The organism is Frankia sp. RB5 (genome assembly GCF_059816245.1).
Genome location: NZ_JCBATA010000060.1, coordinates 1 through 14,816, shown reverse-complemented (window position 1 = coordinate 14,816; position 14,816 = coordinate 1). Strand labels below are relative to the sequence as shown.

Sequence of the window (14,816 nt, the reverse complement as noted above, 5' to 3'; positions counted from 1 at the left end):
CGGTCGGAGTGATCCTGCATGCACGGAATATGCTGATGATGTTGCGCATTCGGAACGGTGAACGCGACGACGTCGGGGTGCTGCGCGAGGGGATCGCTCGGGCTCTGGCCGTTGACCTGCAAGGAAGACAGTCTGGCGGGCAGGTTCCGTGGAGACCTGTCGCGCTGGGAGTCGCACGGAGGAAAGCGGCCTGAGGTAACGGCCCGGGAACAACCCCGACCGTGCTCAGGCTGACTCGCCGACCCCAGGGGTCCCATCGGCTGTCGCCGTCAACCGTCGATCTCCCCCTGCGAGAGCAGCGCGGCGACTTCCTCGTCGGTCATCGTGTCGACCTGGCGCTCCAGCGCGGCCATCACGTCCGGGCTCAGCACCTCGTCGACCTGGCCCGCCAGGCCCGCGATGGTCGGGGCCGAGAGGAAGGAGTCGAGGGCGACCTCGACTCCGCGGTCCTCCCGGACCCGGTGGAGCAGCTTGATGGCAAGCAGGGAGTGGCCCCCGGCCGCGAAGAAGTCCTCGTCCACCCCGACCCGATCGCGGCTCAGCAGCTCACTCCACAGGTCCGCCAGCCACTGCTGGGTGGATGTCTCCGGAGCTTGGTACAGCTCCGACGGATCCGCCTCGGCCAGTGGCAGGCCGTCCAGCGCCCGCCGGTCCACCTTGCCGCTGTTGTTGAGCGGGAAGCCGGGCAGACAGATCACTCGGGACGGCACCATGTACGAGGGCAGGGACGTTCTCGCCAGCGCCTTCAGCTCGGCCTCCGGGACAGCCGTGGTCTCGGCCCTGGGCCGGACGTAGGCCAGCAGTCGCTGGTCGTTCGCGGCGAACTCCCTGAGCATGACGACCGCTTCGCGAATCGCCGGGTGGCGGGCCAGCGCTGTCTCGACCTCACCCAGCTCGATCCGGTGGCCGCGCAGTTTGACCTGGTGGTCGCGTCGGCCGTGGAACGTGAGGGACCCGTCGTCGTGGTGGCGGAAGAGGTCACCGGTGCGGTAGAGCCGCTCGCCGGTCACCGGATGGGTGATGAACCGCTCCGCGGTCAGCTCGGGCAGGTTCAGATACTCCCGGGCCAGCCCGGCCCCGCCCAGGTAGAGCTCTCCGAGGACACCCGGCGGCACGGGGCGTAGCCACTCGTCGAGGACGTGCGCGGTGGTACCGGCGATCGGCCGGCCGATCAGCGGAGTCGTGTCGGAGGTGAGGAGCTGGGCGAGCGAGTAGACGGTGGTCTCGGCGGGCCCGTACAGGTTCCACACCTCGGGCACGCGCGTCCGCAACTCGCGCGCCAGGCCGGCAGGCAGCGCCTCTCCTCCAGAGAGCGCTCTGCGCAGCGGGCCCAGGCGGCCACGTGCCGCCTCCGGGCCGTGCTCCGCGTCCGACGATCCCAGACCTCCCGCACCCGCGTCCAGCAGCAGCCGCCAGGTCGACGGCGTCCCGTGCAGGACCGTCACCTGGTGCTCGGCGAGCAGGCGGAGCAGCCGGGAGCCGTCCTTGGCGTCGGCCCGCTGGCCCACCACGACCGTCGCGCCGACCGCCAGTGGCAGGAACAGCTCGATCACCGAGCCGTCGAAGGGCAGACTGGCCAGCGCGACGGTGACGTCCCCGGGAGCCATCATCCCCAGGTCGGCCATCGAACCGAGAAAGTTCGCCAGGGCACGATGCTGGACGGCCACGCCCTTGGGACGCCCGGTCGATCCCGACGTGTACATCACGTACACCAGCCTGTCCAGGTCCGGCGGGACGTCCGCCGGACCGGTCGCCGCCGGCAGCTGGTCGAGGCGCAGCACCGCACGCTCTGGACCGGCCGGCTCGGATGGTCCGGGCAGCGGGGGCAGCGATTCCGTACCGATGATCAGCAGCTCGGCTCCGCTGTCGTCGAGCATGTAGGCCAGCCGCTCCGGCGGATGCTCCAGCTCGAGGGGGAGGTAGGTGCCGCCGGCCTTGAGGATGCCGAGGATCGCTGGCAGCAGGTCCGGCGTCCGCCCGGTGCCGACCGCGACGACGGGCTCGGGGCCTCTGGTACGCGCCAGGACAGCGTGCGCAATCCGGTCGGACAGGGCGTCCAGCTCGCGGTAACTGAGATGGTGGTTGCCGCAGCGCACCGCGATCTCATCCGGCCTTCTGCCCACCTGCCGCGCGAACAGGTCGAGGAAGCCGGTAGCCAGGGCCGGCCGATCGGCGCGCGCCCTGCGTTCCAGGGCACGCCGCTGCTCGTGCTCGGCCAACAGCGGGTACCGGGAGACCGGGCGGTCGGGATTGGTCGTGATGGCCGCCAGCAGGGTTCGGAACTGATCGACGAGCCGCTGCGCGGTGTTCCGTTCGAAGAGGTCGGTGTTGTAGTCGAGCCGACCGGAAAGCGTATCCCCGGTCTGTTCCATGGTGAACTCCAGGTCCAGCCGCGACGTCCCGTTCGGCAGGCCGACCGGCCGGAGGCTCAGCCCCGGGGCCAGGCGGACGTCACCTGTGCCCAACGGAAGGCTGCCCATGCTGAACAGCACCTGATACAGCGGGTTGCGGCTGATGTCCCGGCTGTGCCCGAGCTCCTTCACGAGGCGCCCGAAGGGGAGCCCCTGGTCGGCGAGCCCGTCCAGGACGGCCTCCTTGACCTGTGCGAGCAGCTCGGAGAACGCCGGGTCCGCGGAAGCGTCGACACGCAGCGGCAGAGTGTTGGCGAACGGGCCGATCAGCGGCTCCGTCTCGCGCAGTACCCGTCCAGTCAGCACCACGCCCGTTACTGCGTCGGGCTCGCCGCTGTGCCGCGCCACCAGGACGTGCAGCGCCGAGAGCAGGACGGAGAAGAGTGTCGCGGCCGAACGGCTGCTGAGCGCGGTCAGACCGGCCGTGACCTCGGCCGGCAGGGCGAAGGTCAACGTCGAGCCACGGAAGGTCTGCACCGCGGGCCGGACGCGGTCGGTCGGCACCGCCGCGGCCGGCGCGTTCGACAGCCGGTCGCGCCAGCGGTTCACGAGTTCCGCGAGCCGCGGGCCGGCCAGCCGCTCCCGCTGCCACTCCGCGAAGTCGCCGAACTGCAGAGGCAACGGGGGGAGGTCGAGGGGCTGGCCCGCGAGACGTGCCCGGTACGCCGCGCCCAGGTCCTCGATCAACACACCCACCGACCAGCCGTCGGCCACGGCGTGATGGGCTATCCACAGCAGAACGTGATTTTCCGGCTCGAGCTCCAGGAGCTCGGTGCGCAGCAGCGGGCCTGTCCGCAGGTCGAATCTGGCGTGGGCTAGCTCCGCCCCGTGGTCCTCGGCGGCGCGCTCCCGCTCCGGCAGCGTCGTACCCCCGGCGGTGCGCACCCGCAGAACCGGTCGCCAGTCAGGATCCACCACCTGGACGGGTACGCCGTCCTCGAAGACGAAGTGGCTGCGCAGCACGTCGTGCCGGCCGACGACATCCCGCATCGCCTCCCTCAACGCGTCGACGGACAGCGGGCCCCGCAACCGGAGGGCGAACGGCACCAGGTAGGCGGTGCTGCCGGACCACAGATGGTCGAGGAAGAGGTGCTGCTCCTGGGCGAAGGAGACCGCGGAACGGCCGTCCTGCCGGACTCGGACCGAGGGACCGGTGTCATTCGTTGGCACGGACCTGGCCGCGCTCGTCGGACCAGCCGCCGGCCGTGCCCTGGCGAGGAAGTCCGCACGCTCCTGCTCGGTCATGGTCGCCAGCCGCGCCAGAACCTCACGCATCTGTCCGCTCCTCCGGGTCGGGGTGTCTCGTCGTCACTCGTCGTCAACGGAGAGGCAGCCTTGCATTACGTCGCGGCGCTCACGGCCGTGGCACTCGGCTTCCTCATCAGGGCGAAGATGCTGATGCCCCCGACGAGCAGGACCGCGGCGGCGATCCGCAGAGCGAGTTCATGCCCTTGGATGACGGCCGAGGCCGCCGGAGTGCCACCGGCGACCAGGGAGCGCTGATGGCTCAGCCCGATGGCCACGATCACCGAGAGCCCGAGGGCCTGGCTGACCTGCTGGACCGTGGCCAGCACGCCCGAGCCAAGCCCGGCGTCCTGCTGCGAGACGCTGTCCAGAGCGGCTATCTGCATGGCCGGTGCGGTGACGCCGCTACCGAACGCGGTGAGCAGCATCGCGGGCAGCAGACCGGCGGCGAAGCTGCTCTCGGGGCCCAGCCTGCTGAACAGGAAGATCCCGGCGGAGATCAGGATCAGACCGGAGGTCAGCACAGCCCGGTGACCGACCTGCAGCAGCAGCCTGGTAGATGCCACCAGGCCGGGCATGAAGGCCACCGTGAACGGCAGCCAGGCCAGGCCGCACTCGAGCGGCGAGTAACGCAACGTCTCCTGCATGTACAGCACGATCAGGAAGAACATCGCGGCGGTGGCGATGGCCATGAACATCTGGGCGGCGTAACCGGCCAGGCGCGTGCGGTTGGTGAAGAACCCGAGCGGAATCAGCGGTGCGGCCGCCCGGCGCTGGAACGCGAGGAAGCCCGTCAGAACAGCAAGGCCGCCGACCACCGGACCAAGTACGGAAACGCTGCCCCAGGACGTGTCCGCGGCGGCCAGCAGGCCCTTGATGACCGCGATCAGACCTCCGGTCAACAGCACGGCGCTCAGCCAGCTCGGGCGCCGTGCCGCGGGCCCCCGGCTGTCCGGCACCAGGCGGTAGGTAATGATCAGTGAGGCCACGCACGGCGGAATGGCGATATAGAAGATCCAGCGCCAGCTCGCCAGGTCGGTGAGCACACCGGACAGCAGCACGCCGCTGGTGGCTCCGAGCCCGGCCAGGCCGCCCCAGATGCCGAGTGCCTTGGTCCGCTCCTTCTCGTCGGTGAACAGCAGCACCACCATGGACAGCGCGGCGGGCGCGGCGAGGGCCTCCGCCATGCCCTGGGCGAAGCGACTGGCGATCAGCATCGCCGGGGACTGGGCCAGCGCGGCGGTGAGCGAGGCCACCGCGAACAGCCCGGCCCCGAGTCCGAAGATCCGGCGCCGTCCGAAGAGGTCCGACAGCCGTCCGCAGAGCAGGAGCAGCCCGCCGGCGGCCAGAAGATAGCCGCTGACGACCCACGTCAGGCCCGCCGAGGTGAAGCCCAGGTCGCGCCGGATCGAAGGCAGGGCCACGTTCACGATCGTCGCGTCGAGGAAGATGATGAACTGCACGAGTGCGAGCCCGGTGAGCGCCAGCCAGCGGTGTGGGTGGTGCTCCGGTGGCGGTGCCGTCCCGGTGGTGCTTTCCTGCTTTTCCTGCCCGGCTTCGGTGATCTCGGTCATGTCTCCCAAGCTCCTCGCCCGTTGCGGTAACCGGTTGCGAGGCGACGCTAGGGCTCCGTGGTTATGCGCTAGTTATGAGGTTTTTCTTCGAATTCGCGCAACTTTTCCAGAAGTCCGGCTGTCTGGCGGATCGTTGGATTGAGATAGGCCTGACGCAAAGAAAGTCGCGGCAGGCCCATCTGTTCCAGTTCCCTCACGAGGCGACCGATCAGGATCGAGTTGCCACCGACGTCGAAGAAGTTGTCGTCGAGGCCCGCCGGGATTCCGACGATCGACATCCAGGCCCTGCGCACCGTCCCCACCGGGGACGCGGCGCACGGCTGGCTTCCCTCTGCTGTCTCCGGCTCCTTGAGCCCGTCGGGTTCCGGCGCAGGACGCGGAAGTCGGCCGCCGTCCAGCTTCCCGTTGGGCGTCAGTGGCAGCGCTGGCAGGATCGTCACCGTCGACGGGACCATGTAGTCGGGCAGCACCCGCCGCGCCCGGGCCCGGATGGCCGCTCCGGATTCGCCGGCCGGGGCCGGGTCAACGCCGTCGAGCACCGCGTAGGCATCCAGGCGTGCTGTGGCCGGATCGTCCGGATCTCTCCGGTTCACCACCACGGCCGCCGCGAGCACCCGCGGATCCTCCAGCAACACGGCGCGGATCTCGTCCAGCTCGATGCGGTAACCGCGCAGCTTGACCTGGCTGTCGAGCCTGCCCAGGTGCTCCAGCACGCCGCTGGGCAGCAGTCGACCCCTGTCGCCGCTGCGGTACATCCGACCGCCGCGGTCGGGATCGGGCAGGAACCGCTCCGCGGTCAGCTCGGGCCGGTTTAGATAGCCTAGGGCGACCCCCACTCCGCCCACATTGATCTCGCCGGCCACCCCCGGCGGCAGCAGCCGGCCCGCGGAGTCCCGCACGGACAGGTACTCGCCCGGTAGGGCCGTGCCCACCTGCCGCGACGCGGCTGCGGCCGCGTCGCGCGTGATTGTCGTCCACGTGCTGTGCACGGTTGTCTCGGTGATGCCGTACAGGTTCACCATCCGGCACTCGGCTTCCGGATGTCGATCGAACCACGGCAGCAGCATCCGGGTGTCCAGCGGCTCACCTCCGAAGGTCACCAGCCGCGGCGTGAGCGGCCCGGGCTCGGTGCGTTCAGCCTCGAGCAGCTGCGCGAACGCCGAGGGGGTCTGGTTGAGCACGGACACCCGCTCGGCCGTGAGCAGGGCGTGGAGCTCCCTCGGGGAGCGGCAGACGAGGTGCGGCAGGACGACCAGCCGGCCACCGGTGGTCAGTGCTCCCCAGATCTCCCACACCGACATGTCGAAGGCCACCGAGTGGAACAGCGCCCAGACGTCCGAGGGGCTGAAGCGGAAATCCTGATCCGTGCCCGAGATCAGGGCGGTGACGTTGCGGTGGGTGACAACCACCCCCTTCGGGCGGCCCGTCGATCCCGATGTGTAGATCACGTACGCGGGGTCGTCCGCCGAGCGCTCGGCCGGCGGCGAGGCGGTGTGCCGCCCGGTGGCCGCTCGGAGCTCCTCGGGTCGTATCACCCTGGCGGGGCCGGCCGGGAACTCCTTGAGATCGGTCACCACGAGCACGACCTCCGCGTCCTCAACGGTGTAGCCGAGCCGCTCGGCGGGGTAGCCCGGGTCCATCGGAACGTACGCCGCACCGGCCCGCAGCACGGCCAGCAGCGTGGCGATCAGCTCGGGCGAGCGGTCCATGCAGACCCCGACCCGGCTGCCGGAGCGGACGCCGTGGGCCCGCAGCGCGCGGGCGAGCCGGTCGGCGCTTTCGTCCAGCTGACGGTAGGTGAGATGATCACGCCCATGACTCACGGCCACGGCCACGGGGCAGGCCGCGGCCCGCGCCGCGACCAGCTCGTCGATCCGGCGTGGCTCGTCCGGGACTGTACGCCCCGGGTCGCCGAGGGCAGCGACCCGCTTCCGCTCCTCCTGGTCGAGCAGCTCGATCGAGGACAGCTCCGCCCCGGGCGCCGCGGCCGCGAGCTGCCGCCCCACGGCCGCGACGTGCCTGGCGAACTGCGCGACCATGTCCGGGTGGAACAGCTCCCGCCGGAAGGAGCACGTCGATGAGAGTGAACCGAGGTCCGTTCGGCTCACGGTGAGGGTCAGCGGGAACGGCGGTGGCACGGCCTGAGGTTCCGCTGCCGGACGTCCCGTCCTCGTCCCTGTTCCAGCGGCCCGACCGAACCGGACGGCGACGGATACCTCACCGCCTCCGTCCGACTGGGACAGCCTGGCCGCCAGCTCCTGGTCGTACCAGGGCCAGGGCCTGGTCAGCAGGTCGGCGGCCCTCTCCAGCAGGTCTACCACCCTCGTGCGGTCGGAGACTGGCAGAGCCGCCAGCGCCACCGGGGAGGTGTCTGGTCCCACCCCCCCGGCGCCCAGGATCACCCGGTCGAGGCGGTCGTAATGGGACAGCACCAAGGCGACCGCGGCGAACACCGTGGCCTCGTCCGTGATACCGAGGTCCTCACGGTGGGTGTCAGTGCCCTGGCTGCCGGGTACGCCAAGGCCCCAGTCCGGGCGAACGTACTCGGCGGCGAGCAGGTCCGCCAGGCGGGACTCCTTCTCGTCCGACGTGACCGGCCGCCCCGCGGTGCCCGGCGGCCGGGAGCCGGTGGACGCGGTCGTCATGACAGGCCTCTCGCCATCAGCTCCAGCACCTGGCCAGCGAGCTCTGTGTGGTACATGTGCCCGCCCGTGAACTCGGCGAGTTCCAGCTCCCGCGTGGTCGTAACCTGCCACTGTCCGATCTCCTCGCCGTCGACCAGGGTGTCCCGCTCTCCGCGCAGCGCGGTGACCGGCAGGTCCAACGGCTCGACGGACGTCCGCCGGTAGCTTTCGTACATCTCCTGGTCGGCGCGCAGGATGGGGAGCAGCAGCTCCGCCGTCTCCGGGTCCTCCAGGGCCGGATGCCGGTAGCCGGCCAGCTCCTCCAGCCGGGCCAGGAACTCGTCGTCGGGCAACCCGGCGGCCCTGCGCTCTCGGGGCACCAGGGGGCCCGGGGCACCGCTGACCACCAGGTGCCGCACCGTGACCTCGGTGGTGGTCGCGAGCCGGTACGCCAGCTCGTAGGCGATCACGCCTCCGAGGCAGTGGCCGAACAGCACCACCTCGGACCGGTCGCCAACGGCCCGCAGCACCTCGGGAAGCAGGATCTCCACCGCCTCGCCAACGCTTTGGCACAGATCCTCGGCGAAGCGCTTCTCGTGCCCGGGCAGCTCCACCGGGATGAGCTCCAGCCGGTCGCCGGCCAGCTCCCGCCACGAATGGAAGAACGACGCCCCGGCCCCGGCGTGTGCCAGGCAGACCACGGGAGTGCGGGAATCCGCCGAACTCGCCGGGAACAGACGCCGTTCGATGACGGCGGCGAGGTCGGCGGCCCGGTCGCGGATGAAGTAGTGGCCCGCTCCCGGCAGGACGTCGAGCGAGACCGAGTCCGCGAACACCTGCCAGCCCCGGTACCGCGTCGCGAAGTCCGGGGTCGCCGGATCGGCGTCACCCAGGACACAGTGCAGGGGCGCCCGAAGCCGGCGCGGCGGCTGGGCGTGGCAGGCCATCTGGAAGCGTGTCGCATCCGCCATGTCGTGCCGCAGCGCCCGCAGCAGGTGCTGGAGATCGGTGGGATCCAGCGGGCCGTCGAAGCCGCCGATGGCCCGGATGTGACCGTACAGCTCGTCGTCCTCGCTGTCGGTGACCCGGGTCAGGTTCGCCGCCGCGTCCGGGTCGGTCAGGCTTCCGCCCAGGTACGTCGCCCTGACCGCCACCCCGCGCTCCTCGAGCTCCCGGGCGAGGTCGACCGCCTGCGAGGCGCCGGCGCAGTGACCGTAGACCACCACTGGTCCGCTGATCCGTTCCTGGACCTCGTCCGCGATCCGCGCGGTGGCCTCGGCCAGCGGGATCAGCTGGACGTCCGGACCGCCGCTCTCGTGGCCCGGCAGGCCCACGGCCCACAGGGCGAACCGAGCGGGCAGCTCGCCAGCGAGCGCCTCGTAGGCGACGGCGTGTCCGCCGGCGTACGGGACGCACACCAAGGTGACCTCCGGCGTCCGACCGGCCGGGGTCAGCTGGTGGAGCAGCCGCTCCGGGGTGTCGTCCGCCAGGGAGCGGCCGCTGAGGTACGCGGCGAGGGACAGGATCGTACGGTGCCGAAACAGCTCCACCATCGGTACCCGTCCGCCCAGCAGGCGACGGACCTTGGTGGCCAGGAAGGAGTTGCCGCCCAGATCGAAGAAGTCGACGTGCAGCCCGATCTCGTCGCGGCCAAGCACCTCGCGCCAGACCTCCAGGACCTGGGTGATCGCCTCTGCTCCGGCGGCGGAGAGCACGGCGGCCTGCTGAGGCTGCCGGATCCGCGGGCTCTCCCGGGACTCCTGGGCCGCGCCGCGGGGCAGTTCGGGGAGCGGCAGGGCAGCGACGCTCAGGTCGGGCTCCGCCACCAGGGCCGCCACGACGGCCCGGACCTGCTCCAACAACCGTTCCGCGGTGCTGTCGTCGAAGAGGTCCGTGCTGTAGACGAGGTCGACCACCGAGCCGTCCTCGGCGGCACGGACCGTGAAGCTCAGGTCGAACTTGGCGGTCACGAACTCGGGCACCAGTCCTTCGGCCCGAAGCGCGTGGTACGCGGGCAGCTCCTCGTAGCCGGTCAGAGTTCCCGTGCTTTCCTCGACCTGGAAGTGCACTCGGAAGAGGGGAGTGCGGTTTCCGCGCCTGGGCGGCTGGAGCCGGTCCACGAGGAGGTCGAACGGCAGTTCGCTGTGGGCGTAGTCGGCGACCAGCGCGTCTCTGGTGCGGCGAAGCAGCTCGCGGAAGGTCGGTGCGCCGGAGAGGTCGGCGCGCAGCACCAGGGTGTTGTTGAAGAAACCGATGAGGCCCTGGAGCTCGGAACGATCCCGTCCGGCCGAGGTGGTGCCGAACACCAGGTCCTGCTGTCCCGTGTGCCGGGAGAACAGCACGCCGAGCACGGCGGACATGGTCATGAACAACGATGTGCTCTCGGCCCTTGCGATCTCCCCCAACTGGCTCATCAGAGCGGACGAGAGCCGGACACTCCTGGTCCCGCCACGCGTTGACGTGACGTCCGACATCGGCCGGTCGGTGGGCAGCTCCATCGGGACGACACCGGCCAGCCGCTCCTCCCAGTAGCTGAGCAGCTCGTCCAGCCGCGCACCGCTGAGCCGTTGACGCTGCCAGACCGCATAGTCCGCATACTGCAGCGGGGGCTCGGGCACCTGCGGCGTCTCGCCGCGCACCCGCGCGTTGTAACCACCGGCCAGCTCACTGTGAAGCAGCGGGACCGACCAGCCGTCGAAGCCGAGGTGGTGAACGGTGATCAGCAGCAGGTGGTCGTCTTGAGCCAACCGCAGCAGCCGGGCCCGCAGCAACGGTGCGCTCGCCAGGTCGAAGGGTCGAGTCTGCTCGTCTGTCAGCTGCCGCTGGACGGCCTCGCCCTGCTCGCGCCCGACCAGGCCGCTCAGGTCGGTCACCGGGAGGATGACTGCTTCGGCGGACTCGACGACCTGCAGCAGCCCAAGGCTGTCGTCCTCCCGCAATGTCGTGCGCAGCGCCTCGTGCCGCCGGACGATGCCGGACAGGCTGTCGGCTAGCGCACCCGTGTCCAGGGGGCCGCGGAAACGGAGCGGCAGCGGCACATGGTAGGCCGAGGCTCCCTGCTCCAGCGCACCGACCAGCCAGAGCCGGGTCTGGGCGTACGAGGCGGGTACGGGACCGCTGTCTCTCCGGCGGGGGATCCGGGCCTGTGTCGCGCGGCGCCGAGCGAGTTCGCGGAGCAGCGCCTGACGTTGCGGAGAACGCGGTGAACTGAGGTCCTGCAGCTCGGTCATCCTGGTCGCTCCTCGGTTGTCCGGGCAGCGCGCCATCGCCAGGGACAAGGCGCACCGTCGGCCGGGAAGCTAGAGCCGCTCGGTTAGCCGGTGGTTATGCTCCCGGTCTCCTCCGTATGGCCCCGTGCCGAGGAACCGGGCGATGTCCGCTTCCTCGGCGGCGATGCCGGTGAGGACGTCGTCCGGCAAGTCACCGAAGGGGGTGAGGAGCACCGTTCGACCCCCGTTCCGCCTGCTCCAGGTCGCACAGGCCAGGCCGTCCACTGTGACCGTCGGCCGGATCTGCCCGCCGCCGGGCCAGACCCGCCGTTCGTGGGGCGCGGCCACGGAAAGCGCGCGGGTCCGATAGCCGACCAGATAGTTGTCATAGGCCGGCAGCAGCCGTACGTCCAGCGATGGTTCGGGGGTCTCCGCGGCGCGCTCCGTGGGCAGCGCGCAGGGCTGCCCGGCCACCTCGCACTCCACGGTCTCCTCCGCGTCAGCGAGCGCCTTCCACGCCCTGTGGGCCATCGCGGCAGGCAGCCCCGACCACGTCGTGAAGTCCTCCAGGGCGGCGGGCGCGTGGGCGGCCAGGTAGCGGCGGGCCAGCTCGACGGCGGCCGACCCCGCCTCAAGGGTCGGCCTGTCGTCCGCCGGTAGCCAGTCGTCGAGGAGGACGAACGTGGCCTCTCCGTCATCCCTGGTGGGGCCGTGGCAGATCTGCCCCAGCAGAGCGCAGCGCCGCACGAGGTGGAACGGCACCTGGCCACGGGGATCGAGACCGGCCCCCGCCAGCCGTTCGGCTAGCTCGGCACGGGTCAGCGGGCCCTCGGTGGCCAACGCGGAGGTGATCAGGTGTTCGGCGTGGGCGAGGGCGCCGTCGTCTAGGCCGAGCTCGCGGTAGCGACGGACGCTGAGCTTCAGGAAGATAGGGCCCAGCAGCCGGGTCAGCCAGCGCAGATCGGAGGCGGACACCAGATACAGAGTTCCGCGCATGAACCAGCCGCGTACGACGCTCCGCTCGACGTCGGCCGCCCTGGTCACCGCCTCGGCCGTGAGGCCGGCGGCCCGAGCTCTGAGCCCGAGCGCCGCGGCCGACGCGTCCTGCGCCTGCACGGCGAAGGCGCGGTCCATCACGTCCGCCACTGAGGCGCCGCGCAGCCCGCCGCCGATGCCCTGCGTGCGGGCGCGCATCAGCCGGGCCTGCTCCGCATCTATTGTCCGCATGTCGACCGACTCTAACCCCAGGCTTTCCCCGGGGATCGTCTGCTGGGTGGCGGGAGAGGAGAAATTCCTCCTGAGATGAGGACCTCGGTGTGGGTCGGATCGATTCCAGGGCGCGGCTGATCGTTCCCAGCATGGGATCTGAGTACCGGACTCGGCGACGGTGATCCAGGTTGTTATGCGGCAGGATTTCGAAGGCTCTACGGCTACTTTTGGTCCCGTTCTGCTACGCGCTGTTCATGGGCCTGGAGGCCTACTGGATCTGGTCGGTGATCCAGCACGGCACCAACCGCCGGTCGTTCTTCCTCATGTTCGCCGCGTGTGACGTGAGTGATTGGCATCATGGAGCACCCGGTTGTGATCATGGGGGTTTACGAGTACTATTGGGCGCTGTTGCATCGGCGGAGTCGGCTGTCCCGCGGCCGTCGAACTCCCTGACCGGGAGGGTGGGCGGGCTTCAGGCCGGCTGAGACCCGGTCAGCCTGACGGCGACTGGTACCCGCTCGGGCACGACAGGTACGGACGCCCGCCCGCCGCGACGCTCTGGTCTCGGCCCATCACGTGCCGCCGGGCTGGCCATGGCGTTCAAGCTCATCGAGGCCGCCCAGGTCCGCTGGCGGGCGGTCAACGCACCCCACCTCGTCGCCCTCGTCCGCGCCGGCGCCGTCTTCGAAGCAGGCCAGCTCGTCGAACGACCCACCACCACATCCGTCAACCAAGCAGCCTAACGATCAACATCCACAAGTCTTGACTATTTCTCGCTGAGAAGGTGTTTGAGAACGTCTGCTGATGACGGTGTGTGACTTTCAGGGGTGTGCGATGGGGGTGCAGTCGGCGGATCATGGCCTGCCGCGGGCGGTGATCGGCTGATCGTGTGTGGATGTCGTCTGCTGGCCGTCATCGGTATCCGTCGGATCTGTCGGACTCGCAGTGGGCTCTCATCGAGCCGTTACTCCCGCCGCCGGCGGCGGTGGGCCGGCCGGAGAAGCATGATCGGCGTGATCTGGTCGACGCGATCCTGTACGTGGTGCGCTCGGGGTGCGCGTGGCGGGCGCTACCGTCGGACTATCCACCGTGGCAGACCGTGTACTACTACTTCGCCCTGTGGCACGACCTGGGTGTCACCGAACGTGTCCACGACGCGCTACGGGAGCAGGCCCGCCGGGCGGAAGGACGCGACCCGGAACCGTCGGCAGGGATCATCGATTCCCAGTCGGTGAAGGGCGCCGACACCGTGCCCGCCTCCTCCCGCGGCTACGACGCCGGCAAGAAAATCAACGGCCGCAAGCGGTTCATCGCCGTCGACACGATGGGCCTGCTGCTGGCCGTCCTCGTCGTCCCAGCCAGTACCCACGACACCGCCGGCGGACGGCAGCTCCTGCTCGACAGCTACGTCGCCGGCCGGCGGCTACGGCTCGTGTTCGCCGACGCCGGGTTCGCCGGCGTCTTCGTCGACGTGGTGTGCCTGCGGGAAGGACGTCAGGGATTCGATTTTCTCGGCTGGCACCATCACAAGGTGCGGTCGTGGAAAGGGCCTCGACGTTTCTACCTGATGCGGTGGCCGTCGGCGGCGGCGACGCGGTCGGTCCGGGCGGGGATACGTGACAGCACGGCCCGTCGCTTCGTCGGGAAGTCGCTGGCGGAGCGGGTGGAGAATCTCAACCGACTCCTTCGGGGGTGGGCGGCGTACTTCGCCGCGGGGAACTCCTCCCGGGTGTTCTCGTCATTGGACAGCTACGTCCATCTGCGGCTTGCCATCTTCGCCAGCAACAAGCACGGCCGGTCCGGTCGGGGATGGTCCGGGCGTCACAACGCCGTCTGGCTTTCCCGGCTAGGTGTGTTCCGTCTCTCCGGAAGGACCCGGCGGGTGACCGCGCATGCCTCGCGGTGAACGGTGTCGGAGAGCCGTGTGTGGGAGAACCACATGCACGGATCGAAAGGGGGCCGCTGGCGAAGCCGACACTCGTGGCAGCACGGCGTTCACACGCCGCCGGGCGGCAAAAGTGCCCGACGGGAGCCCCGCGGGCCCCGTCCCGGCCACGAGCAAAGGACCAGCCAGCGGCCTACCTCACTCTCAGTGATCCGAGAGCTACCGATTATGACGACTGGCAGTGGTAGTCCTCCCCACGCCCGTGGGGGTGATCCGGCGTCGGCGCAGTTGGCGGTGGCGTGATGAGTGTCCTCCCCACGCCCGTGGGGGTGATCCGCCGAGCCGGCTTGGTGTTGCGTTTCGTTTCGTGTCCTCCCCACGCCCGTGGGGGTGATCCGCCTCCACCAGGTCCACGCGCCGACCGTCGTCCGTCCTCCCCACGCCCGTGGGGGTGATCCGTACAGGGCGCCTTCGCATGTGTCGTCATGCCGGTTCTCCCCACGCCCGTGGGGGTGATCCGGGCGGAGGCCGGAGTGGCGTCCAGCCGAGTGGTGTACGAAGAGCAACGATCTAGCGACTCGCCGGAGTGGCGGTCCGTGACGTAGAGCGACCACCGCGTGATCCTTCGAGAACGTGTGAAGCACTCGAGAAGGAGCAAC

At 70.2% G+C, this 14,816-nt stretch carries 6 protein-coding genes, 1 pseudogene and 1 CRISPR repeat array; of the genes and pseudogenes, 2 read left to right on the top strand and 5 right to left on the bottom strand.

Features of this window, described 5'->3' with window-relative positions; genetic code table 11:
* Positions 1-269 precede the first annotated feature (269 nt).
* The 5 genes from AC6EXY_RS25660 to AC6EXY_RS25640 form a co-directional block, all read right to left on the bottom strand.
* Positions 270-3,686, bottom strand: a complete 3,417-nt coding sequence (locus AC6EXY_RS25660; protein ID WP_499818321.1) for a non-ribosomal peptide synthetase — start codon at positions 3,684-3,686, stop codon at positions 270-272.
* Between the two features lie 65 nt (positions 3,687-3,751).
* Entirely contained in the window at positions 3,752-5,230 is a 1,479-nt protein-coding gene (locus tag AC6EXY_RS25655) for an MFS transporter (RefSeq protein ID WP_499818322.1), read from the bottom strand.
* Between the two features lie 68 nt (positions 5,231-5,298).
* A complete protein-coding gene (locus AC6EXY_RS25650; RefSeq protein ID WP_207770599.1) occupies positions 5,299-7,875 on the bottom strand; it encodes a non-ribosomal peptide synthetase in 2,577 nt (858 codons plus the stop codon).
* Positions 7,872-11,084 carry an alpha/beta fold hydrolase gene (locus AC6EXY_RS25645; protein ID WP_165818689.1) on the bottom strand — a complete coding sequence of 1,071 codons (3,213 nt, stop codon included), beginning with the start codon at positions 11,082-11,084 and terminating at the stop codon, positions 7,872-7,874. Before AC6EXY_RS25645 ends, AC6EXY_RS25650 begins: the two co-directional genes overlap by 4 nt.
* A 69-nt stretch (positions 11,085-11,153) precedes the next feature.
* On the bottom strand, positions 11,154-12,290 hold the full coding sequence (locus AC6EXY_RS25640; protein WP_101836300.1) for a winged helix DNA-binding domain-containing protein: 1,137 nt from the start codon (positions 12,288-12,290) through the stop codon (positions 11,154-11,156).
* A 548-nt stretch (positions 12,291-12,838) separates the two neighbouring features.
* On the opposite strand from AC6EXY_RS25640, the pseudogene AC6EXY_RS25635 reads away from it, so the two are divergent.
* A pseudogene (locus AC6EXY_RS25635) lies at positions 12,839-13,015 on the top strand (IS256 family transposase); the annotation flags it as partial.
* Positions 13,016-13,167: 152 nt separating this feature from the next.
* Positions 13,168-14,178, top strand: a complete 1,011-nt coding sequence (locus tag AC6EXY_RS25630) for an IS5 family transposase (RefSeq protein WP_133150909.1) — start codon at positions 13,168-13,170, stop codon at positions 14,176-14,178.
* A gap of 226 nt (positions 14,179-14,404) precedes the next feature.
* Positions 14,405-14,677: a CRISPR direct-repeat array (repeat unit 29 nt; unit sequence GTCCTCCCCACGCCCGTGGGGGTGATCCG).
* Positions 14,678-14,816: the final 139 nt, after the last annotated feature.

Coding starts and splice junctions, on each gene's coding strand:
- AC6EXY_RS25660 (WP_499818321.1), bottom strand. CDS start 3,686: ATGCGTGAGGTTCTGGCGCGGCTGGCGACCATGACCGAGCAGGAGCGT.
- AC6EXY_RS25655 (WP_499818322.1), bottom strand. CDS start 5,230: ATGACCGAGATCACCGAAGCCGGGCAGGAAAAGCAGGAAAGCACCACC.
- AC6EXY_RS25650 (WP_207770599.1), bottom strand. CDS start 7,875: ATGACGACCGCGTCCACCGGCTCCCGGCCGCCGGGCACCGCGGGGCGG.
- AC6EXY_RS25645 (WP_165818689.1), bottom strand. CDS start 11,084: ATGACCGAGCTGCAGGACCTCAGTTCACCGCGTTCTCCGCAACGTCAG.
- AC6EXY_RS25640 (WP_101836300.1), bottom strand. CDS start 12,290: ATGCGGACAATAGATGCGGAGCAGGCCCGGCTGATGCGCGCCCGCACG.
- AC6EXY_RS25630 (WP_133150909.1), top strand. CDS start 13,168: ATGTCGTCTGCTGGCCGTCATCGGTATCCGTCGGATCTGTCGGACTCG.